Annotated in this window: 9 protein-coding genes; 6 read left to right on the top strand and 3 right to left on the bottom strand. The window is 61.1% G+C overall.

Translation table 11 applies throughout. From position 1 onward, the window contains the following. The first annotated feature begins 170 nt into the window (after nucleotides 1-170). Nucleotides 171-12,809 (top strand): retention module-containing protein, encoded by a 12,639-nt coding sequence (locus HQ912_RS00295; RefSeq protein ID WP_173406323.1) that lies wholly within the window; start codon nucleotides 171-173, stop codon nucleotides 12,807-12,809. A gap of 139 nt (nucleotides 12,810-12,948) precedes the next feature. Further along, complete coding sequence (locus tag HQ912_RS00300; RefSeq protein WP_047230543.1) at nucleotides 12,949-13,287, top strand: hypothetical protein; 339 nt, start codon at nucleotides 12,949-12,951, stop codon at nucleotides 13,285-13,287. 286 nt (nucleotides 13,288-13,573) lie between these two features. Here the strand turns inward: HQ912_RS00300 and HQ912_RS00305 are convergent, their stop codons facing one another. The 3 genes from HQ912_RS00305 to lapG all read right to left on the bottom strand — a co-directional run bounded on the left by HQ912_RS00305 (nucleotide 13,574) and on the right by lapG (nucleotide 17,730). Then, on the bottom strand, nucleotides 13,574-13,933 hold the full coding sequence (locus HQ912_RS00305; RefSeq protein WP_047230544.1) for a DUF6124 family protein: 360 nt from the start codon (nucleotides 13,931-13,933) through the stop codon (nucleotides 13,574-13,576). A 1,212-nt stretch (nucleotides 13,934-15,145) separates the two neighbouring features. Further along, nucleotides 15,146-17,092, bottom strand: a complete 1,947-nt coding sequence (lapD, locus tag HQ912_RS00310; protein WP_047230504.1) for a cyclic di-GMP receptor LapD — start codon at nucleotides 17,090-17,092, stop codon at nucleotides 15,146-15,148. A 14-nt stretch (nucleotides 17,093-17,106) separates the two neighbouring features. Further along, the gene (gene lapG / locus HQ912_RS00315; RefSeq protein WP_370695181.1) at nucleotides 17,107-17,730 is read right to left on the bottom strand and encodes a cysteine protease LapG; all 624 of its coding nucleotides are present in this window, start codon (nucleotides 17,728-17,730) and stop codon (nucleotides 17,107-17,109) included. 273 nt (nucleotides 17,731-18,003) lie between these two features. On the opposite strand from lapG, the gene HQ912_RS00320 reads away from it, so the two are divergent. From HQ912_RS00320 to HQ912_RS00335, 4 genes are all read left to right on the top strand, one after another. Next, nucleotides 18,004-18,696 carry a GntR family transcriptional regulator gene (locus HQ912_RS00320; RefSeq protein ID WP_107321456.1) on the top strand — a complete coding sequence of 231 codons (693 nt, stop codon included), beginning with the start codon at nucleotides 18,004-18,006 and terminating at the stop codon, nucleotides 18,694-18,696. A gap of 688 nt (nucleotides 18,697-19,384) precedes the next feature. Beyond that, the gene (locus HQ912_RS00325) at nucleotides 19,385-20,161 is read left to right on the top strand and encodes a DUF3050 domain-containing protein (protein WP_076383235.1); all 777 of its coding nucleotides are present in this window, start codon (nucleotides 19,385-19,387) and stop codon (nucleotides 20,159-20,161) included. Further along, nucleotides 20,158-21,090 (top strand): diiron oxygenase, encoded by a 933-nt coding sequence (locus HQ912_RS00330; protein ID WP_173406324.1) that lies wholly within the window; start codon nucleotides 20,158-20,160, stop codon nucleotides 21,088-21,090. The genes HQ912_RS00325 and HQ912_RS00330 overlap by 4 nt, the downstream gene beginning before the upstream one ends. A gap of 10 nt (nucleotides 21,091-21,100) precedes the next feature. Continuing rightward, nucleotides 21,101-24,520 carry a non-ribosomal peptide synthetase gene (locus HQ912_RS00335; protein ID WP_173406325.1) on the top strand — a complete coding sequence of 1,140 codons (3,420 nt, stop codon included), beginning with the start codon at nucleotides 21,101-21,103 and terminating at the stop codon, nucleotides 24,518-24,520. Nucleotides 24,521-24,538: the final 18 nt, after the last annotated feature.

The following is a 24,538-nucleotide window of genomic DNA, read 5'->3' on the forward strand; positions in this document are numbered from 1 at the left end:
AGGTCAATAGTTTGGCATAAACAAAAAAATCAAAAAAACCAAGCCAAAATATTGACGTCATGAAGCGTCAAAACAACCTTATTTAGCGAAGCAAGAGCGTCCAGACCGGCGCAGCCAGAGGCTGTTCGGTACATGGAAGTCTACTGAACGTGGCACCCGGAGAGTCTTCAATGAGCAGTGTTATTGCCGTCGTCAAAAGCATTGTTGGTCAGGTTTTCGTCGTATCCCCCGAAGGCATCCGGCGTGTGCTCATTGAAGGTGACCGCCTGTCCACAGGCGATCAATTGGACACCGGCGCTGCTGGCGCCGTTACATTGGAACTGGCCGATGGGCGCACGCTGGACCTGGGTCGCGACACCCAGTGGAGCGCCACTGCCCCGGACTCCTCCACCGATCTCGCCCAGGCCACTGCCCAGGCTGCGCCGTCGGTAGAAGAACTGCAGCAGGCCATTGCCGCCGGCGTCGACCCGACGACCGCCCTTGAAGCCACCGCCGCTGGCGCCACTGCTGCAGGTACGGGTGGGGCCGCCGGTGGCGGCCACAGCGTTGTGATGCTGGATGCCACCGCTGGCAGCGTCGACCCGACCATCGGGTTCCCGACTGAGGGTTTGAGCGCAGCCGTGGCCGCTGACGATGACATCACCGGCGGCGACACCGACGCCGATACCACTGCCAACGCGGTGCTTGATTCGACGTTGACCCTGAGCGCCACCCCGACCCTGACCGAGGCCGGCGGCGTGCTGGTCTACACCGCGACCGTCACCCAGGCGCCTCAGACCAACCTGATCGTGACCTTGTCCAACGGCGCAGTGATCGTGATTCCCGCCGGGCAACTGACCGGCAGCGTCAACGTCCCCCTGGCGCCGAACGACACTGTCTATAACGACCCTAGCCAGATCAGCGTCACCGTCACCGGCACTACTGGCGGCACCGGCATTGCCGTGACCTTGCCCACCACACCGGCAGTGACCCAGATCACCGACACCGTGGACACCACCACCGTCACTTTGACGGCCGGCAACACCGTCACCGAAGGCGGCCAGATCACCTACACCGCCACCCTGACCAACCCGGCCCAGACGCCAGTGACCGTAACCTTGAGCAATGGCTCGGTCATCACCATCGCTGCGGGCCAGACCACCGGCACCGTCAACGTCGACACCCCGGCCAATGACGCCTACAACAACGGCAGCACCGTCAGCACCACTATTACCGGTGCCACGGGCGGCAACTTTGAAAACCTGGTGCCGAGCACCACGCCTGCCGTGACGACGATCACCGATTCGGTGGACGCCACCGGCCTGACCTTGACCGCCAGCAACACCGTCACCGAAGGCGGCCAGATCACCTACACCGCCACCCTGACCAACCCGGCCCAGACGCCGGTGACCGTGACCTTGAGCAATGGCTCGGTCATCACCATCGCCGCCGGGCAAACCACCGGCACCGTCAATGTCGATACCCCGGCCAACGACGTTTACAACAATGGAAGCACCGTCAGTACCACCATTACCGGTGCCACGGGCGGCAACTTTGAAAACCTGGTGCCGAGCACCACGCCTGCCGTGACGACGATCACCGATTCCGTGGACGCCACCGGCCTGACCCTGACCGCCAGCGACACCATCACCGAAGGCGGTCAGATCACCTACACCGCCACCCTGACCAACCCGGCCCAGACGCCGGTAACCGTGACCTTGAGCAATGGCTCGGTCATCACCATCGCTGCCGGGCAAACCACCGGCACCGTCAACGTCGATACCCCGGCCAACGACGTCTACAACAACGGCAGCACCGTCAGCACCACCATTACCGGTGCCACGGGCGGCAACTTTGAAAACCTGGTGCCGAGCACCACGCCTGCCGTGACGACGATCACCGACTCCGTGGACGCCACCGGCCTGACTTTGACCGCCAGCGATACCATCACTGAAGGCGGCCAGATCACCTACACCGCGACCCTGACCAACCCGGCCCAGACGCCGGTGACCGTGACCTTGAGCAATGGCTCGGTCATCACCATCGCTGCGGGCCAGACCACAGGCACCGTCGCTGTCGATACCCCGGCCAACGACGTCTACAACAACGGCAGCACCGTCAGCACCACCATTACCGGTGCCACGGGCGGCAACTTTGAAAACCTGGTGCCAAGCACTACACCTGCCGTGACGACGATTACCGACTCGGTGGACGCCACCGGCCTGAGTTTGTCAGCTTCCACTGAAGTGGCCGAAGGCGGTTCGATTGTCTACACCGCGACCCTGACCAACCCCGCTGGCACTCCGGTCACCGTGACCCTGAGCAACGGCGCTGTAATCAACATCGCCGCCGGTGCCACCACCGGCACTGTGACCGTCAATGCGCCGACTGACGACGTCTACAAAGACGCTGGCAAAGTCGAAGTCAGCATCGATAACGCAACGGGCGGTAACTTCGAGAACCTCGTTCCGAGCACGACTCCGGCCGTGACTGATGTCACCGATACCATCGATACGTCAACTGTCAGCCTGACCGCGACTTCCTCCGTGGCTGAAGGCGGAACCGTCGTTTACACCGCTTCGGTCAACGCACCGGTCACCGGCGCTCCGTTGGTCGTAACGTTGAGCAACGGCCAGAGCATCACCATTCCAGTCGGTTCCAGCAGCGGTTCGGTCAACTTCGTGACCCAGAACGATGCCCTTGCCGGCGGCGACAACCTGAGCGTCAAGATTGATGATGCTCAGGGCGGCAACTACGAAAAACTGGACATCGATGCCACTCCGGCTGACACCACCGTTACAGATGTGCAGGACACGACTGGCCTGACCTTGAGTGCTACCGATTCGGTTGCTGAAGGTGGTCAAATCACCTACACCGCAACCCTGACCAACGCCGCTGGCTCGCCGGTCACCGTGACCTTGAGCAATGGCGCAGTGATCAACATCGCTGCCGGCGCCACAACTGGCACCGTCACCGTCGATGCTCCAAAAGACGACGTCTACAAAGACGCCGGCAAGGTCGAAGTCAGCATCGATAACGCCACGGGCGGCAACTTCGAGAACCTGGTACCGAGCACCACTCCAGCCGTCACCGATGTCACTGACACCATCGATACGTCGACTGTCAGCCTGACCGCGACTTCCTCCGTGGCTGAAGGCGGCACCGTCGTTTACACCGCTTCGGTTAACGCTCCGGTCACCGGCGCTCCGCTGGTGATCACCCTGTCGAACGGTCAGAGCATTACCATTCCAGTCGGCTCCAGCTCCGGCTCGGTCAACTTCGTTACCCAGAACGATGCTTTGTCAGGTGGTGATTCGCTGAGCGTCAAGATTGATGATGCTCAGGGCGGCAACTACGAAAAACTGGACATCGATGCCACTCCGGCTGACACCACCGTTACAGATGTGCAGGACACGACTGGCCTGACCTTGAGTGCTACCGATTCGGTTGCCGAAGGTGGTCAAATCACCTACACCGCAACCCTAACCAACGCCGCTGGCTCGCCGGTCACCGTGACCTTGAGCAATGGCGCAGTGATCAACATCGCTGCCGGCGCTACTACCGGCACTGTGACCGTCGACGCGCCGACTGACGATGTCTACAAAGACGCTGGCAAAGTCGAAGTCAGCATCGACAACGCCACCGGCGGCAACTTCGAGAACCTGGTGCCAAGCACCACTCCAGCCGTCACCGACGTGACCGACACCATCGACACCAGCACGGTTTCGCTCACTGCGACCGCGAATGTAGCTGAAGGCGGCACCGTGGTTTACACCGCCTCGGTCAACGCACCGGTCACCGGCGCTCCGTTGGTCATCAACCTGTCGAACGGCCAGAGCATCACTATCCCGGTTGGCTCCAGCAGTGGTTCGGTCAACTTCGTGACCCAGAACGATGCCCTTGCTGGTGGCGACAACCTGAGCGTCAAGATTGATGATGCCCAGGGCGGCAACTACGAAAAACTGGACATCGATGCCACTCCGGCTGACACCACCGTTACCGACGTACAGGACACCACCGGTCTGAGCCTGAGCGCTACCGATTCGGTTGCCGAAGGTGGTCAAATCACCTACACCGCAACCCTGACCAACGCCGCTGGCTCGCCAGTGACCGTAACCCTGAGCAATGGCGCCGTAATCAACATCGCTGCCGGCGCCACCACCGGCACTGTCACTGTCGATGCGCCAAAAGACGACGTCTACAAAGACGCCGGCAAAGTCGAAGTCAGCATCGACAACGCCACCGGCGGTAACTTCGAGAATTTGGTGCCGAGCACCACTCTAGCCGTCACCGACGTGACCGATACCATCGACACCAGCACGGTTTCGCTCACCGCGACCGCAAATGTGGCCGAAGGCGGCACCGTGGTTTACACCGCTTCCGTCAACGCGCCAGTCACCGGCGCTCCGTTGGTCGTGACGTTGAGCAACGGCCAAAGCATCACCATCCCGGTTGGCTCCAGCAGCGGTTCGGTGAACTTCGTTACGCAGAACGACGCTCTTGCCGGCGGCGATAACCTGAGCGTCAAGATTGATGATGCTCAAGGCGGCAACTACGAAAAACTGGACATCGACGCCACTCCGGCTGACACCACCGTTACCGACGTTCAGGACACGACTGGCCTGACGCTCTCGGCCACTGACACTGTTGCTGAAGGCGGTTCGATTGTTTACACAGCGACATTGACCAATGCCGCTGGCTCGCCAGTGACGGTGACCTTGAGCAACGGCGCTGTAATCAACATCGCTGCCGGCGCCACAACTGGCACCGTCACCGTCGATGCTCCAAAAGACGACGTCTACAAAGACGCCGGCAAGGTCGAAGTCAGCATCGACAACGCCACGGGCGGCAACTTTGAGAACCTGGTGCCGAGCACCACTCCAGCCGTCACCGATGTCACTGACACCATTGATACTTCGACTGTCAGCCTGACCGCGACTTCCTCCGTGGCTGAAGGCGGCACCGTGGTTTACACCGCTTCGGTTAACGCCCCGGTGACCGGCGCTCCGCTGGTGATCACCCTGTCGAATGGTCAGAGCATCACCATTCCAGTCGGCTCCAGCTCCGGTTCGGTCAACTTCGTGACCCAGAACGACGCCCTTGCTGGCGGCGACAACCTGAGCGTGAAGATCGACGATGCTCAGGGCGGCAACTACGAAAAACTGGACATCGACGCCACTCCAGCGGACACGACTGTCACTGACGTGCAGGACACCACCGGCCTGAGCCTGAGCGCTACCGACTCGGTTGCCGAAGGTGGTTCGATTGTTTACACGGCAACCCTGACCAACCCCGCTGGTACTCCGGTCACCGTGACACTGAGCAACGGCGCGGTAATCAACATCGCTGCCGGCGCCACAACTGGTACCGTCACCGTCGATGCTCCAAAAGACGACGTCTACAAAGACGCCGGCAAGGTCGAAGTCAGCATCGATAACGCCACGGGTGGCAACTTCGAGAACCTGGTACCGAGCACCACGCCAGCCGTCACCGACGTGACCGATACCATTGATACTTCGACCGTCAGCCTGACCGCGACTTCCTCCGTGGCTGAAGGCGGCACCGTGGTTTACACCGCTTCGGTTAACGCCCCGGTGACCGGCGCTCCGCTGGTGATCACCCTGTCGAATGGTCAGAGCATCACCATTCCAGTCGGCTCCAGCTCCGGTTCGGTCAACTTCGTTACCCAGAACGACGCCCTTGCTGGCGGCGACAACCTGAGCGTGAAGATCGACGATGCTCAGGGCGGCAACTACGAAAAACTGGACATCGACGCCACTCCAGCGGACACGACTGTCACTGACGTGCAGGACACCACCGGCCTGAGCCTGAGCGCTACCGACTCGGTTGCCGAAGGTGGTTCGATTGTTTACACGGCAACCCTGACCAACCCCGCTGGTACTCCGGTCACCGTGACACTGAGCAACGGCGCGGTAATCAACATCGCTGCCGGCGCCACAACTGGTACCGTCACCGTCGATGCTCCAAAAGACGACGTCTACAAAGACGCCGGCAAGGTCGAAGTCAGCATCGACAACGCCACCGGCGGTAGCTTCGAGAACCTCGTTCCGAGCACGACTCCGGCAGTGACTGATGTCACCGACACCATTGATACTTCGACCGTCAGCCTGACCGCGACTTCCTCCGTAGCTGAAGGCGGCACCGTGGTTTACACCGCTTCGGTCAACGCCCCGGTGACCGGCGCTCCGCTGGTGATCACCCTGTCGAATGGTCAGAGCATCACCATTCCAGTCGGCTCCAGCTCCGGTTCGGTCAACTTCGTTACCCAGAACGACGCCCTTGCTGGCGGCGACAACCTGAGCGTGAAGATCGACGATGCTCAGGGCGGTAACTACGAAAAACTGGACATCGACGCCACTCCAGCGGACACGACTGTCACTGACGTGCAGGACACCACCGGCCTGAGCCTGAGCGCTACCGACTCGGTTGCCGAAGGTGGTTCGATCGTTTACACCGCGACATTGACCAATGCCGCTGGCTCGCCAGTGACGGTGACCTTGAGCAACGGCGCTGTAATCAACATCGCTGCCGGCGCCACCACCGGCACCGTGACCGTCGATGCGCCAAAAGACGACGTCTACAAAGACGCCGGCAAGGTTGAAGTCAGCATCGATAACGCCACGGGCGGTAGCTTCGAAAACCTGGTACCAAGTAACACGCCAGCCGTCACCGACGTGACCGACACCATTGATACCAGCACGGTTTCGCTCACTGCGACCGCGAATGTGGCTGAAGGCGGCACCGTCGTTTATACCGCTTCGGTTAACGCGCCAGTCACCGGTGCTCCGCTGGTTGTGACCTTGAGCAACGGCCAGAGCATCACGATTCCGGTCGGTTCGAGCAGCGGTTCGGTCAACTTCGTTACGCCAAACGACGCCCTCGCTGGCGGCGACAACCTGAGCGTGAAGATCGACGACGCCCAGGGCGGCAACTATGAAAAGCTGGACATCGATGCCACTCCGGCGGACACCACCGTTACGGACGTGCAGGACACTACCGGCCTGACGCTCTCGGCCACTGACACTGTTGCTGAAGGTGGTTCGATTGTTTACACCGCAACCCTGACCAACCCCGCTGGTACTCCGGTCACCGTGACACTGAGCAACGGCGCTGTAATCAACATCGCTGCCGGCGCTACTACCGGCACTGTGACCGTCGACGCGCCGACTGACGACGTCTACAAAGACGCTGGCAAAGTCGAAGTCAGCATCGATAACGCAACGGGCGGTAACTTCGAGAACCTCGTTCCGAGCACGACTCCGGCCGTGACTGATGTCACCGATACCATCGACACCAGCACCGTTTCGCTCACTGCGACCGCGAATGTGGCTGAAGGCGGTACTGTCGTTTACACAGCTTCGGTCAACGCCCCGGTCACTGGCGCTCCGCTGGTGATCACCCTGTCGAACGGCCAGAGCATCACCATCCCGGTTGGCTCCAGCAGCGGTTCGGTCAACTTCGTTACACCAAACGACGCCCTTGCTGGCGGCGATAACCTGAGCGTCAAGATCGACGACGCCCAGGGCGGCAACTACGAAAAACTGGACATCGATGCAACTCCGGCGGACACGACTGTCACTGACGTGCAGGACACCACCGGCCTGAGCCTGAGCGCCACCGATTCGGTTGCTGAAGGCGGTCAGATCACCTACACCGCAACCCTGACCAACGCTGCTGGCACTCCGGTCACCGTGACCCTGAGCAACGGCTCTGTAATCAACATCGCTGCCGGCGCCACCACCGGCACGGTCACTGTCGATGCTCCAAAAGACGACGTCTACAAAGACGCCGGCAAAGTCGAAGTCAGCATCGATAACGCCACGGGCGGCAACTTCGAAAACCTGGTACCGAGCACCACGCCAGCCGTCACCGACGTGACCGATACCATTGATACTTCGACCGTCAGCCTGACCGCGACTTCCTCCGTGGCTGAAGGCGGCACGGTCGTTTACACCGCTTCGGTTAACGCGCCAGTCACCGGCGCTCCGTTGGTCGTGACGTTGAGCAACGGCCAAAGCATCACCATCCCGGTTGGCTCCAGCAGCGGTTCGGTCAACTTCGTGACCCAGAACGACGCCCTTGCTGGCGGCGACAACCTGAGCGTGAAGATCGACGATGCCCAGGGCGGTAACTACGAAAAACTGGACATCGACGCCACTCCAGCGGACACCACCGTTACGGACGTGCAGGACACCACCGGCCTGAGCCTGAGCGCTACCGACTCGGTTACCGAAGGTGGTTCGATTGTTTACACGGCAACCCTGACCAACCCCGCTGGTACTCCGGTCACCGTGACACTGAGCAACGGCGCGGTAATCAACATCGCTGCCGGCGCTACCACTGGCACAGTAACTGTCGATGCGCCAAAAGACGACGTCTACAAAGACGCCGGCAAAGTCGAAGTCAGCATCGATAACGCCACGGGAGGTAGCTTCGAGAACCTCGTTCCGAGCACGACTCCGGCAGTGACTGATGTCACCGATACCATCGACACGTCGACTGTCAGCCTGACCGCGACTTCCTCCGTGGCTGAAGGCGGCACCGTGGTTTACACCGCTTCGGTCAACGCCCCGGTAACGGGCGCTCCTTTGGTCGTCACCCTGTCGAACGGTCAAAGCATCACCATCCCGGTTGGCTCCAGCAGCGGTTCGGTCAACTTCGTGACCCAGAACGACGCCCTTGCTGGCGGCGACAACCTGAGCGTGAAGATCGACGATGCCCAGGGCGGTAACTACGAAAAACTGGACATCGACGCCACTCCAGCGGACACCACCGTTACCGACGTGCAGGACTCGACCGGCCTGAGCCTGAGCGCCACCGATTCGGTTGCTGAAGGCGGTCAGATCACCTACACCGCAACCCTGACCAACGCTGCTGGTACTCCGGTCACCGTGACACTGAGCAACGGCGCTGTAATCAACATCGCTGCCGGCGCCACCACCGGCACGGTCACTGTCGATGCGCCAAAAGACGACGTCTACAAAGACGCCGGCAAGGTCGAAGTCAGCATCGACAACGCCACCGGCGGTAACTTCGAAAACCTGGTACCGAGCACCACGCCAGCCGTCACCGACGTGACCGACACCGTCGACAACACCATCGTCAGCATCACCGGCAGCACCTCGGTCACCGAAGGCCAGGCCGCGACGTACACCGTGAGCCTGACGAACCCGGCGCAAACCGAAGTGACGCTCAAGATCGTCTACAGCGGTACCGCCGCCGACGGTACGGACTTCACCGGCGTCTACACCGTGAAGATTCCGGCCAATGCCACCAGCGCCACTTTCAACGTGGCGACGCTGGACGACAAGATCACCGAAGGTACCGAAAACTTCGTGGTCAAGATCGACTCGGCCACCGGCGGCAACTTCGAAAACCTGGCCGTCAGCGGCACCAACGGCAGCGTCAGTACCTCGATCATCGACAACGATGCACCGCCGGTACTGGACCTGGATGCCAACAACTCCAGCGGCAAGACCGGCGCCGATTACCAGGTGACCTTCACCGAAGGCACCACCGGTCCGGGCGTGTCCATCGGCGACACCGACCTGAAAATCACCGACCCGGACAGCACGATGCTGACCGGCGCCACCATCGTGCTGACCAACCGTCAGCCCGGCGATGCGCTGAACCTGGGTAACAGCGTCAACGGCATCAGCATCAACGCCAACAGCACCAACGGCACGGTCACCCTGACCCTGTCGGGCAATGCGACGCTGGCCGACTACATGCAGCAAATCAAGAACATCAGCTTCACCAACAGCAGCGACGACCCGAGCACCGTGCCGCGCATCATCACCGTGACGGTGACCGACGGCACAAACTACTCCAACACGGCCACCACCACCGTGAACGTGGTCGGGGTCAACGATGCGCCGGTCGCAACCGGCGGCGCGGTGACCGGTACCGAAGACACCTCGTTGATTCTTGGCTGGTCGACCTTTGGTGTCAGCGATGTGGACAGTTCGGCATCCAGCCTTGGGGTAAAAATCACCGGACTGCCCGCTGACGGCAAGTTGCAGTATCTGGACGGTGCAACGTGGAAGGACGTGGCCAACAACCAGACCTTCACCAAGGCCGACATCGACGCCGGCAAACTGCGCTTCACACCGGATACCAATGAGTCCGGCGCCAACGGCAACGCGAACGGCGTGGGCGATCAGAAATCCGATTACGCGCAGATCAAGTTCCAGCCAACCGACGGTCAGGCGCTGGGCACTACCGGCACCGTGAAGATCGACATCACGCCGATCGCTGACGCACCGACCCTCAACGTAGCCGGGAACGCCGTGACCTCCACTGGCCTGGTCAAGGAAGTCTGGACCGGTCTGTCGGGCCTGGGCACCGATGGCAGCGGCGCGCCGTCCGGTACGCTGAAGTCGGTGATCGATGCCGCCGGAACCCCCAACAGCAGCACCACCGTGAACAACGTGCAGTCCGACAGCAACGTGAATCCGGGCACCGCGTCGAAAACCTCGGGCCTGATTTTCCTCGAAGCTGGCAAGACCTACACCTTCAGCGGTACCGGCGATGACAGCCTGTTGGTGACCATCGGTGGCAAGGATGTCGCGGGCATCACCTGGGGAGCGGGCGGCAAGCTCAATGGCTCGTTCACCCCGACCACCAGCGGCTACTACACCCTGGACATCTACCACCACAACCAGACCGGCCCGGGCAGCTATGACGTGAACCTGTCGGTCAACGGCAGCACCCCGACCGACCTGAGCAGTGCCGGCGTGCCGCTGTACACCGGCGTGGCTGATCTGGTGAATGCGGGCGTGACTGTTTCGGACCTGCACGGCACCAATGGTGAAGGCTACTACGACGGCTTCAAGCTCAACGAAGGCGCCGAAGGCGGCAGTGTGAACCTGTCGAAGATCACCACGGCGCTGACCGATACCGACGGCTCCGAAAGCCTGAGCGTGAAAATCGGCGGGATCCCGGAAGGCAGCGTGCTGAGCGACGGTGCCGGCCACACGGCGACCGTGGGCAGCAATGGCGAGGCCTCGGTCACCGGCTGGAATCTGGGCAGCCTGACCCTGACGCCACCGACCTACTACAACGGCCAGTTCAACCTGACCGTAACCTCGACTTCCACCGAAGCCCTCGGCGGCTCGGCAACCACCACGGCGCAGATACCGGTCACGGTTCATCCGGCGGTCTACAACTCCGCCACGGCCACCTCTGGCAGTGACAACGTCACCGGCACCGACGGCAACGACATTGTGGTCGCCGACATCGGCGGGCTGACCGTCGTGCCAGGCGTCAACTACAACATCGCCTTCATGGTCGACAGCTCCGGCAGCATGAGCGCAGCGTCCGTCACAGCCGCCAAGGACTCGTTGACGTCGGTGTTCAACACCCTCAAGCAGAGCATGGGCGGCAACTCCGGGACGGTGAACATTTTCCTGGCAGACTTCGACAGCCAGGTGAATAAAACCGTATCGGTCAACCTCAAGGATCCGAACGCACTCGCGCTGCTCAAAAGTGTGCTGGATTCGATGGTGTCCGGCGGCGGTACCAACTACGAGGACGTGTTCAAGACCACGGCCAACTGGTTCAAGAGCAGCGAAGCCCTGAGCAACACCGGCGCGACGAACCTGACGTACTTCATCACCGACGGCCAGCCGACCTACTATCAGTCCGGCGAGCAGACGAACCCGACCTTGTATGGCGACGTGAAGCTCGACAGCCTGATCACCACGACCAACTACAAGCTGGGCCAGACGTTCAGCGCCGAGCTCGACAGCACGCATCGCGTTCAGGTCGACGCATCCGGCAATCTCACCCTGCTCACCTGGAAAAAATCCTGGGGCGGTTACTGGAGCAGTGAGGAATTGGGCACATTGCGCGCCCAAGGCGACGGCACCTATGAGTTGTCGTACCGCGACGGCACCGGCAGCAGCACCGGCTCGACCACCACCAGCAACTCCCTGAGCGCTTTCGCGCTGTTGAGTTCGGTATCTGGCGTGGAAGCCATCGGCCTGAACAAAGGCGTGACGCTGGATGACCTGAAGGACTACGACTCGGACAAGACTCCGCAGACCAACATCGATCCCAAGAACCTGGCCGACTCCATCATCGGACACACCGAAGCGACCCTGCCGGGCGCTGACACAGTCAACGGGGCAGACGGCAACGACATCCTGTTCGGCGACCTGGTGAGCTTCAATGGCATCGCCGGCGAAGGTTATCAGTCCATTCAGGCCTTCGTGGCCCAGCAGAGCGGTGTGGAAGTCAGCAAAGTCACCACCAGCAACGTGCACCAGTACATCACCGAACACTACAACGCTTTCGATGTGTCCGGTGCCAACGATGGCAATGACACACTGCTGGGCGGTGCCGGTAATGACATCATCTTCGGCCAGGGCGGCAACGACCTGCTCAACGGCGGCAAGGGCAATGACATCCTGCTCGGCGGCAAAGGCAACGACACGCTGATCGGCGGCCAGGGCAACGACACCCTGATCGGTGGTCTGGGTGGCGACACCTTCGTCTGGAAGTCCGGCGACACCGGCACCGACGTGATCAAGGACTTCAAGGCCAGCGAAGGTGACCGGATCGACCTGCGGGATCTGTTGCAGGGCGAAACCGGCAGCACCATCGACAACTTCCTGAAGATCAGCACGGTCGATGGCGTGTCGTCGCTGCAGGTCAGCACCTCCGGCAAGTTCAACGCGGGCGACGCCGCAGCGGCCACCCCTGATGTGACGATCAAGCTGGAAGGTAACAACTGGTCGAACATCAACCTGAACTCGTTGATCGCCGGCAGTGATCCGACCATCAAGGTCGATCACAACAACAGCTGACCGTGGCTTAACGGCCGCCCTTAGGGGCGGTCGTACCGGGCTGCACCCAGGATGACGATTTTGTCGCCACCCTCCATACTCGCGCACAGTTGGCCTATGCTGCCCAGCATGACGCCGCTTCATACATGAGGGATGCCCGATGTTTTATGTGCAACGCGATGCACAAGGCCTGCTGGTGCGCGTGGAAGCCACCGCTTATGCGGAGGCCACCGAAACCCTGCCGGCCGACAGCCACGAAATCCAGGACTGGTTCGCCAACCAGGCGGTAGAAAACAGCCTCAAGCAGCTCAAGCAGAGCGACCTGGAAATGATCCGGGTACTCGACGACTTGATCCAGGTGCTGACCAGCAAAGGCGTCATCCGCGTCACCGACCTGCCCCCCGCGGCCCAGGCCAAGCTAATGGACCGCAACCAGGCCCGGGAAGCCTTGGGCGGGTTGAGCCGGTTGATCGATGATGATGAGAAGGGGTTGATCTAAGCCTGGTTCATCGGTGTCGGGGCTGCCCTCATCGCGAGCAGGCTCGCTCCCACAGGGGGATGGGGCAAGTCGCAGATATTGCCGTCACGCAGTTCTTATGTGGGAGCGGGCTTGCTCGCGAAAGCGGTGGGTCAGTTTGCGATGATGTTGGATGTGCCGACGCCTTCGCGAGCAAGCCCGCTCCCACAATTGGATTTGTGTCAGGGCGCAATTTTCCATTCGCCAACAGGCCTCTTGTGGGAGCGAGCCTGCTCGCGATGGCCATCTTCAATCCGCCACAGGCCTGTCAGTTCGACGTTTGAACCTCAAGCCGATCCATCGCCCGCTCCACCAACAAATGCACCCCGTCGGCCATTCGGCTGATCGCCAGAATCACGCTGCGGCGCGAGCCGTCGACGTCATCAGCCAGGTCGGCGGCGATGGCGCTGATGGACAGCAGGTCTTCGGAGGCATTGGCCAGTAAGGTTTCGGTGTCGATGTTCGGGGATACGATGAAGAGCTGGCCTGCTTGGGCCTCGTCGACGGGTTTGGGTTTGAGATAGTAGTCGAGAGCGCGCTCGGCGGCTTCGTCGAGTTTTTTTGCTTGCAGGGTTTCGACTCGGGATTTGGATGAGGGCTGTGGAGGGTTAGGCGTAGCTTTGAACATGGTTTGGGCTTCCTATTCAATTCAGAGCCGCCCTGGCTCGCTTGCACGCGATGAAGGGTGGCAGCTATGTGCGAGTGTGCAAGACCGAGTAAGACAACGCCCAAAAACCTCGGCAGACCCGAAGGTCTCCCGCACACAGCTGCCATAAAACATGAGCACGAATGCACGATAAGTGGCTGGTGATATTGTTGGGCGTCTTTCTAACCGGCTTGCACGCCGGTGTCACCGTTTTTTCAGTGACAAACCCAGACTAGCCACGGGGCAGACGCCGGACAAGTTCACCAAGTTCGCCACAACTCGAAGGAAATCTCCTAGGACCTGACTTTTAGAGGGGGTGTATATCCGTTTCTGCGGTAACGGCTACTGGCGGTTCCGCTCTTACAGCGGGTCACTTTTGGAAGAGCGCCAAAAGTAACCAAAAACGCTTTGCCCCACCACTCGGCACCTCGCTTAGGCTCGGTGTGCCCGAACGAAGGCATTGCTCCGGGGGCCCGCCGCGAAGGGCCATCCATGGCCCAGCGCGGCTACCTCGGCATCCATGCCGAGGTGCCCCCTACGCAATGCCTGCGTTCGGCCAGCGTGGTTAACGGGGCGTCCCAGATCAAAAGCTTGGCGAGGCGGCCTGACAGCCGACCTGTTTTTTTGATGACCGCGTTCATCCTGTGGGAGCAAAGCTAGCTCGCGATGGCGGTGGTTCAGTTGATGAAGATGTTGGATGTGTCGGCCTCATCGCGAGCAAGCTTTACTCCCACAAGTGCCCGCTCAAACAGGTTTGATTGATGCACAGCCGCAAGAGCAGGTCGGCTATAAGGCCGCCTCGCGAGCAAGCTTTGCTCCCACAGGTTCTGCTCAAACAAGTCTGATTGGTGTACACCCGCCAAAGCCAGGCCGGCTGTCAGGCCGCCTCGCTTTTGATTTTGATCTGGGGGCCCCGTCAACCACGCTGGCCGAACGCAGGTATTGCGTAGTGGGCATCCCGGCATGGATGCCGGGATAGCCGCGCTGGGCCATGGATGGCCCTTCGCGGCGGGCCCACGGAGCAATGCCTGCGTTCGGGCATGCCGAGCCTAGGCGAGGCACCGAGTGGTGGGGCAAGACCTTTTGGTTACTTTTGGGGCGTTTGCCAAAAGTGACACGCCGTAAGGGCGGAACCATAAGCCGCCGTTACCGCAGCAATGGATATGTACTCAGTCAGAAGAATACAAGGCCGTCTCACCCCCAACGCCGAGGCTCCCCAACCAACTGCCCCTGCACCCCAAACAACCCCATCTCCCGAATCACCGCCAACTCCCCCTCCGTCTCAACCCGCTCGGCAATCAACGGCAAGTCAATACTGTGAGCAGCACGCTGGATCGCTTCAATAAACAGGCGCTTGTCACTCTCCTGATCAATGGCACGGATATAGCTGCCATCGATCTTCAGATAAGCCAACCCCAACCGCGACAAGTTGCCAATCATGCTGAACCGCCCACCAAAACGCTGCAGGCTCAGGGAGAAACCAAGCTCACGCAGGTGCCGAGTCAACTCCTCCAGCACCGCTTGCTCCGGCAGTTGCTCTTCACCAATCTCCAGGGTCAAGCGCGGCCCAAGGTTGGAATGCGCCCTCAGGATCTCAAAGACCTTGTTCAGCGCCTGCGGATCGGCCAACGTCGCCGAAGACAGGTTCAACGCCAGGGACTGGTCATGCCCGGCCATTTGCTTGAGCACCTGTTCGAGCATCAAACGATCCAGACGCGCGGTCCAACCGAAGCGCTCCAGCCATGGCAGAAAGCGCCCGGCGGGGATGGTCTGGCCCTGCTCGTCCAGCAGCCGTGACAGCACTTTGTAATGCAGCACCACCTGGGTGTCCTGGGCGGCCACCACCGGCTGGAAGTACAGCTCGAAGCGCTGATTGCTCAAGGCCTGGTCGAGCAGATTGTGCCAGGCATGATGATCGTCACCGACGCTGGCCGAGGCGCTGTGGTCCAGGCAGGCCCAACCCGGTTCGCCCTGGCTTTCGGCCTGGGCAAGGGCCTGGTCGCCGAGCTGGAGCACGGCTTGCGGCGAGTCGCCATGGACGAATGGAGCCAGTCCGATGGAGGCCACCGAAGCCACGTCGGTCGCACCGGTGGCATGCAGGCTCGCCAACGCGCTTTCGAGGTTCTGCGCCAGTTGCAGCGCTTCCTCGCGCACCAGCCCCGGCGCCAGCACGGCGAACTCCCCACCGCGGATGCGCGTCACCATGTTGTGGGTTTCAGGGTAGCGGGCGCATTCACGCTGCAATTGTTCGCCCACGGCCTTGAGCAACTGGTCGGTGCGCTGCCCGCCCAGCCGCTGGTTCAACCCGGCCAGGTCCTTGACCCGCAGCAACAGCAGATAACCGGAACTGGCCTGCTCGGGGTTGCTCACCCGGGCGTGGAGCTGCATTTCGAAATACCGCCGGTTGGCCAGTCCCGTGAGATTGTCCTGGTAAGACTCGACCCGCAGTTTTTCGCTACGCTCGGCCTGCTCCTGAAACAGCGCCTTGAGCTTCTCGACCATCTGGTTCATCGCCTGCACCACCCGGCGCAGTTCCGGGGTACGCGGCAACTCCGGCAGGCTCAGGAACTCGCGACGGGCGATGGCATGGGACTGGTGCACCATGTAATCCAGCGGCTTGAGCTGACGACGCAGCAGCAAGGCCCCCAGCACCGCGCTCACCGCGCCGCACAGCAGCAGCCAGCCCAGGCTGCCCAATGCGCTCTGCCACAGCTTGGCGAGGGCGAACATCGGGTGGCTGACCACTTCGACCCGCGCCGCCTGTTCCCAGCCACGGCTAACAATCGCATCGCCACCGGCCGGCTCCAGGCCGATGAGCTTGATGAACCATTGCGGCACGTTGCCGGCGTCGGGCGTGCCGGTACGCTCGACGAGGGTTTGGTCGGTGGCGACATCGACCACACGGATGGTTGCGTAATAGCCGCTGTCGAAAATCGAACTGACCATCAGCTCCACCATCGCCGGGTCGTCGATGTTCGGCGTCAGGGACAGCGCCAGCGCCGTGGCCGCGTCCTGGGCGTGGGAGCGCAACTGGTTGACGTACTGGGCCCGCGAGCTTTCCAGACTGACCATGAAGCTGCCGCTGAAGGCAACCACCAGGAACAGACAGATAGCGATCAACAGCTGTTTGAACAAGGACATCTGAGCGCGCGCTCCTAGTTAGTCGTCTCGACCGGAAAACCTTCGGCCTGCATTTTTTTCAACACATCCTGCCACCGGGACAGGCGCTTGGTGTCACCCACTTTCTTGTTGCCCTTGGCGCCTGGCAGCCACAATCCCTCGGCATTGAAAGAGTAGACCGGCAACAGATCGGTCCGCTGGCTGGCCGGCAGGATGCCGTCGATCAGGCTGTCGAGTACCAGCGGCATGGCATCGGGGGTTGCGTAGTAAGTGAGCACCATGTGCGCACGGTTCTGCCGCAACGCCTTGACGTAAGTGATGCGCAGCTTGTCACTGGACACCCCCAGACGACGCAGGCTGAAGTACTTGGCAATGGCGTAGTCCTCGCAATCCCCGGCCCCTTTCCACAAGGCCTGGATCGGGGTCTCCCAGTAATCGACCTGACGCCACAAGTCGATGTCTTCGACGTAGCGCACCCGTTTGTTGAAAAACAGGTTCACCACCTTGAGCTGCTCAAGCTCCGGCGTCTGCTTCTGGGTCGCCAACAATTGCTGCCAGGCATCGATCCGTTGCTGCCCTTCGCCCAACGGCCCATATAACGCTTGCGCCCGCCGGCTGATCTGCGCAAAGTCCCAGTCAGCCTGCAGGCCGCCCAGCATGAGGCCGGCCAGCAACAATGCCGAACACAGCCAGCGCAAGGACCTGGGAACAGGGAAAGGTGCAGCCAAGGGAAATACGTCCAAAAAGGGCCGTGGGAAATGCGTTGGATGGTGAAGCCTGGCCCGGCAAAAGACAATGGCAAGGTGCGATCACCACGAGCAGACTAAACTTTAGTTCAGGAACCGGGGCCGCGAGGTTTTGACGGCTTGGCAATCTGTAACTACTGTTGGCTTGGATCCAATTTTTGTTACTACCAGTCAGGGTGCGTTGTCGTGACACAGAAGCCCAAACCGCTAAGCACTATCCAGGTCAACGGGCCCATTCCCGCTGCCCAGGCCCGCTCAATCATCGAAGAATCCCTGCGCGAGGCCATACTCGACGGGCGCCTGCCCTGCGGCACCGCCCTGCGCCAGCAGGAACTGGCCGACCTGTTCGGCGTCAGCCGCATGCCGGTACGCGAGGCCTTGCGCCAGCTCGAGGCGCAATCACTGCTCAATGTGGTTCAGCACAAAGGCGCCGTGGTAGCCCCGTTGATCACCAACAATGCGATCGAAACGTACGCCCTGCGTTCGGTCCTTGAATCTTTCGCATTGCGCCTGTCCATTCCCCTCCTCGATGCCGAGGACCTGGCCATGGCCGCCCATTACATCGAGCAACTGGAAGCCCAGACCGACCACGCTGAAATCGGCAGGCTCAACCGGCTGTTTCACATGTCGCTTTATCACAAGGCACCCAACAGCAAACTGCTGGACCTGATCGAGCGCGAGCTCAATGAGGAAGAACGCTTCTTGCGCTTCCATCTGTCGTCCATGGGCCTGGGCAAACTGACCCAGGACGATCATCGCGCGCTGCTGGAGGCCGCTACGGCGCAGGACATCGACAGAGCGGTTGCCCTGCTGGAGCTGCATCTGGAAAAAGCCTGCGTCACCATCCGTCGCTATCTGGAACAACAACCAAGCCGTTGACCTGCCCTCCGCGCCCCGAGGGGCGCATCACTTTCTTACACATCCCTCCTACACGGTTTCTCGCCCGCCCGACGAGGCCGCAGCGTAGCCGCGCCCTGTCGCCCCCATCAGTTCAATGGCACTGCCATCGATTTGGGCCCACTCTTGCGTTTGTCGATTAAAAAACAGACCTGAAGAAGTCAGCGCCTGGCCGCAGCCAGGCGAATCGAAGCCAACACGCAAGGAGCACCGCCCAACCGGCGGGATGATCGGAAGTCCGTCCGATGTCCCCCCCATAAAACAACAACTTCTTATTTCCCTGTCCCCTGAAGTGCTCCGAGTGAGGCATTCACTCAACTTCTTCGATTCTGATACTTCTCTATCGGAAGGAGCGGCTTCGCCTGAATAAAACTTATATTAAAAGTTTTAATACCCCTCTTCGCGCCCAATAAATAACCCCATTTAAATAATTAAAAAAACACTTGCCGCTTACTTGTTCGGTGTATTAGCTTTTTATCCGTCGAGTTGTTATCGACCGCTTACATTTATGGCTTGGGCCTGAAAAACCTTGCCCGCACGCCATGAATGCGCAGTTAAGACGAGCACTTCAATACTTTCGAAACTTATGGACTCCGGTTCAGGAACCCGCTCGTTTTTATTAAAGCCCGGGTGACTTTTCCGAACAAACATCATTGATGAGGACGTTCCGATGCAGCCAACCAAAGAACAACTATCTCTGAAAAAACACGCCCTTGGCCAACACCCGGTTTTTTCTGAAATAACATCAATCGATCTGCTGCGCCGCTTTATGCAAAGCCATGTTTTTGCCGTGTGGGATTTCATGTCACTGACCAAACGGCTACAACGGGAGCTGACCTGTGTCCACTTGCCCTGGTTACCGCCGGCCGACCCACACGCTGCACGTTTGATCAACGAAATCGTCCTGGGCGAGGAGTCGGATGACCGCCCCGGAGCCGGCTATTGCAGCCATTTCGAACTGTACCTGGACGCCATGCGCGAGGTTGGCGCCGATACTCGCGCCATTGAGCAGTTCATCACCTTGCAACAGGAAGGCGTCAGTCCCGAAACAGCCTTGGAGAGCGTCGAAGTGGAGCCGGCGGCGGCCCGGTTCGTCCGCCAGACACTGCAAACGGCGCTGCACGCACCGGCCCACAGCGTGGCCGCCGCCTTCGTGCATGGCCGCGAGAGCGTCATCCCGCAGATGTTCCAGCGCATGCTGGACGCTTGGGGCATCGGCCTGGATCAGGCGCCGACGTTTCGTTATTACCTGCAGCGGCACATCGAAGTGGATTCCGAGGACCACGGCCCGGCAGCGGAAAAACTCTTGGCCCGACTGATCGATGGCGACCCGCAGCGCGAAACCGAGGTGCTGGCCGCTGCACTCGCCGCCGTCCAAAGCCGCACCGCGCTGTGGGACGGGTTACGCCAGAGCATGGCCCAACCGCTTGCGCAGGTGGCGCCATGAACGCTGTCGAATACCAATCCTTCGCCGACGCCTGGGAAAGCCGCGCGACCATCCGCACCCGGCCACGGCGCCGGGTCGAAGACGACGACAAGTTGATCTTCCCCATGAGCCGTCAGCCTCTGGTGCACAGCCAGACCTTCCTCAGCCACTGCCCGCAACTGCGCGATTTTGTGCTGGTCCAGAGCCTCTACAAGTTCATCAACGATGTGGTGATCTTCGAGACCGAGCTGGTGGACCACACCGCCCGGCGCATTGCCAAGAACAGCTTCGGCATCGAGTTCCCGTTCGCCTGCCGCTACGACGCGATGACGGTGGTTGTGGACGAGGATTATCACGCACTGGTAGCGATGGACTTCATGCAGCAGACCATCGACATGACTGGCATTGCGCCGATCCCGTTGCCCGATCAGATCGAGCTCAGCCGCGCCATCCCGGCGACGCTGGCCCAGGCACCGGAGCATCTGCGCAGCGCCGTGGAGTTGATCTGCATCGCCATCGCCGAGAACACCGTGACCAACGAGGTGGCAGCCTTCGCCCGGGATGATTCGGTCAAGGCGTCGATCAAGGGCCTGATGGCCGACCACTTGCTGGACGAGGGACGGCACTCCGGATTCTGGACGCGCCTGGTGCAAATCTACTGGCGCAGCGCGCCCGAAGCTGACCGCGATGCGATTGCGCGACTGATGCCCGGCTTCATCAGCCAGTACCTGGCGAGCGATCTGCAACAGGCGTTCGATTTTCAGCTGATCGCACACCTGCCCATCGACGAATCCGTGCGCCAGTCACTGCGCGAAGAGGCCAGTGCGCTGGCGTATCCCATCAATCGTTTTCACCCGTTGGTGGGCAATATCACGCGCTTTTTTCGCAGCAGCTCGATGCTGGCGTCCCCCTGCGTGCGTGACGCCCTGGCCGACTACCTGACCCCATGAGGATCCGCCCATGAGACGCCTCGAAATTGCCGTGTCTGGCACAAGCCAGGCCATGACCGACCTGGCCCAGGAGCTCGAACTGCACGGCCACGGTGTTGTGCATCTTGAATCAGCGAACCACCACACAGCGGTAGACCTGTTGATTGATGACGGGACGCTGCCCTGCACCCTAGACGCCCGCTCAAACCTTCAGGTGCGTGTGGCGCTCCAGGCTTTTCCCGGCCAGGCATTGCCACAGCCGGTGGTGGTTTTCCGCGACAGCGCGCATCGGCCGTTGTCCCAGGAAGTGATCGCCCCGCAAGGCTGCGGCAACGGCCAGTCTTTGCGACTGCGCGCCTTGGCGGCGGTGGTCGAGCACGGTGCGCGACTGGTCAGCCAGCTTTCCCGGGACGAAGCCTGCTTCGATCACTGGCCGACGGTGCAGACCGACGCCTGCGATGAATCGTTGCAGGGACTGGATGTGTTGGAGTCGCTGGCCTTCGAACACCACCTCAATCGGCCCGCGGTGCCTTGGCTGCTGGCTGCAGCCGAAGTGCCGGTCATGCATGACATCGAGCAGCGCATGCTCGATGACGGTACGCAAGCGGCCCTATGGGTCGACGGTCAGCTTGTCGACTACAAGTCCTTGCGCAGTCTGGCGTTGCGCTTGCAGGAGCCGATGCTCAAGCAACTGGCCGGGGCAAAACCTGGAGTGATTGGTGTCTGCCTGCCCAAGTCCGCACAGTTGTACGCAGCTATCCTGGCGGTACTGGGTTGCGGGGCGGTGTACCTGCCGCTGGACCCGCAGCACCCCGCGCAACGACGGCGCTTTATCCTGGAGAACGCCAACGCCGACTTACTGCTGCACGACGGTGACAGCGACCTGGGCGAGCTGTCGCTGCCGACGCTGGATGTACGCAAGCTGCCTTCACCCAAACCCGGCATCCCGGCCTCGCTGATCCGCCGCGTGGTGGACAGCGACGAACCGGCCGTGGCGATCTACACGTCCGGCACCACCGGCCAACCCAAAGGCGTGCTGCTCAGTCATCGCAACCTCAGCCATTTCTGCGCCTGGTATAGCGACTATGTCCGCTTACAGCGTGACAGCCGGGCATTGCAGTTCTCCACCATCAACTTTGACGCATCGCTGCTGGATATCCTGCCGACCTTCATCCAGGGTGCGACGCTGGTGGTGCCCAGCGAAGACCAGCGTCGCGACCCGCAGCAACTGGTGGCGCTGATTCAGCAACAGCGTGTCACTCATGCTTTCCTGCCGCCCGCGCTGCTGAGCGTGATGCCGCTGGATGCACCGTTGGGGCTGGAACATCTGATTACCGGCGGCGATGTCTGTGAGCCGTTCGTGATCGAGCAGCTCGCACCGCAGTGCAGTTTCCACAACATCTACGGCCCCACCGAAACCACGGTGCTGGTCACCACCCGGCAATTCGGTGTCGGTGACAACAACCGCAACCTCGGTGTGCCCATCGCCAATGGCCGGGTGCTGATTCTGGATGAGCAGCTGCAACCGGTGCCCCAAGGCACACCGGGCGAGCTGTACATCGCCGGGCCTGGGGTCGGCCTCGGCTATCTGAACGACCCGACGTTGACCGCGAGCCGCTACCTCAACCTGACGCTGCCCGACGGGCCAACGCTGCGGGTATATCGCACAGGCGATATCGCCCAATGGACCGACCACGGCATCGAACTGTGTGGTCGGCGCGATAACCAGGTGAAGATCCGTGGCTTCCGGGTCGAACCCGAGGAAATCGAGCATTGCCTGCGCGACAGCCAGTTGTTTCGCCAAGTAGCGGTGGGGGTCGATGACCGACGGCGGATCCTGGCGTTTCTGGTTCACCCTCGGGAAGAGCGGGCCGGCGCTGCCCTTCAGGCTTTGCGCGAGCATGTACAAAACGCGCTGCCCAGCTACATGCACCCGGCGGCCTACGTGCAATTGCCCAGCCTGCCCTACACCAGTAATGGCAAAGTCGATCGCCGGGCCTTGCTCGCCACGGCGGTGCAAGTGCAGGTCGGCAGCCATCGGCGCCAGCCGCAGAACGTTCTGGAAACGCAGCTGCGGCAACTGTGGGCCGAGTTGCTGGAGCTGCCGGTCGACGACATCGCCACCGATGAAAGCTTCTTCAATCTCGGTGGCCATTCGATCCTGCTGTCACAACTGTTGCTGGGGGTCCGCGAAGCCTTCGGGCGCAGCCTGTCGATCAATCGCTTCATCGAAGCACCTACGCTGATCACGCTGGCGAAGTTACTGGACGATCCTGCGCAAAACAGCACATCGACCCTCAGCCCCCAGGCCTTGATCGATGCGCAAGCGGAACTCAACCTCGATCCCCTGCCTGTCAGCCGGTGTGGTGATGTGCACAAGGTGGTGGTGACCGGCGCCAACAGTTTTCTTGGGGTACACATCGTCGAGGCCTTGCTGGCCTGGGGCGCCACCGAAGTCGCGTGCCTGGTGCGCGAATCCGGCGGACAAAGCGCGGCCGAACGCTTTGCCCAGGCCCTGCGGGACAATCGGCTGAACCACCTGGACCTGAGCCGCGTCAGTGTCTACGCCGCCGACATCACCCAACCGCAATTGGGTTTGCCAGACGACGTCTATGCCCGCATCGACCGCACCTTCGGCGCGTTGGTGCACAACGCCGCCCACGTCAATCATGTGCTCGACTACGAGTCTTTGGCGCGGGACAACGTGGAGCCGATCTTCGAATGCCTGCGCCTGTGTGAAGGGCGCAGCAAGAAGATCTTCAACTTCGTCTCTACGCTGTCGGCGTCCAGTGCGCTGGATGCCGACGGCCAGGTCCTGGAGCAGCCCGCCGCAGAGACGCCGCCGATCTACATCAAGAACGGCTACAACCTGTCCAAATGGGTCGGCGAACGGATCCTGCAGCGCGCTCGGGATCGCGGGGTGTGGGTCAATCTGTTTCGCCCCGGCAACATCAGTTTCAACAGCCTGACCGGGGTCTGCCAGCCCCACAAGAACCGGTTGATGTTGATGCTCAAGGGCTCGATCCAGCTCGGTCAGGTGCCGGATCTGTCCCTCAACTTCGACCTGATGCCGGTGGACTTCCTGGCGCGCTTCATCGCCTTCCACGCCAGTCGTTATCAGCCGACGCAGGCGGTATTCAACCTGCACAACCCCGAGCCCTTGAGCTGGGACGCTTATGTGGCGTCGTTTCGTGACAGCGGCCGGGAATTTTCCCTGGTCAGCGTCGCCGACTGGCAACGGCAACTGGGCCGGGTCGATGCTGACAATGCGCTGTTCGGCGTACTGGGTTTCTACCTCAACGGTTTCGAGGAAGACATCGGCGACATCTCGTTGATCAACCACGCCAACGCCCGGGCCGGTGTACGGCAGATGGGTGCCCGCTACCCGGAAAAATCCCCGGCCCTGCTGCGCCGCGGCGCTGATTACCTCAAGGCCATCGATTTCATCTGAAGCACCCCTCAACTGTAA

The sequence above is a fragment of the Pseudomonas sp. MPDS genome, from assembly GCF_013283895.1.
GTDB lineage: Bacteria > Pseudomonadota > Gammaproteobacteria > Pseudomonadales > Pseudomonadaceae > Aquipseudomonas > Aquipseudomonas rhizophila.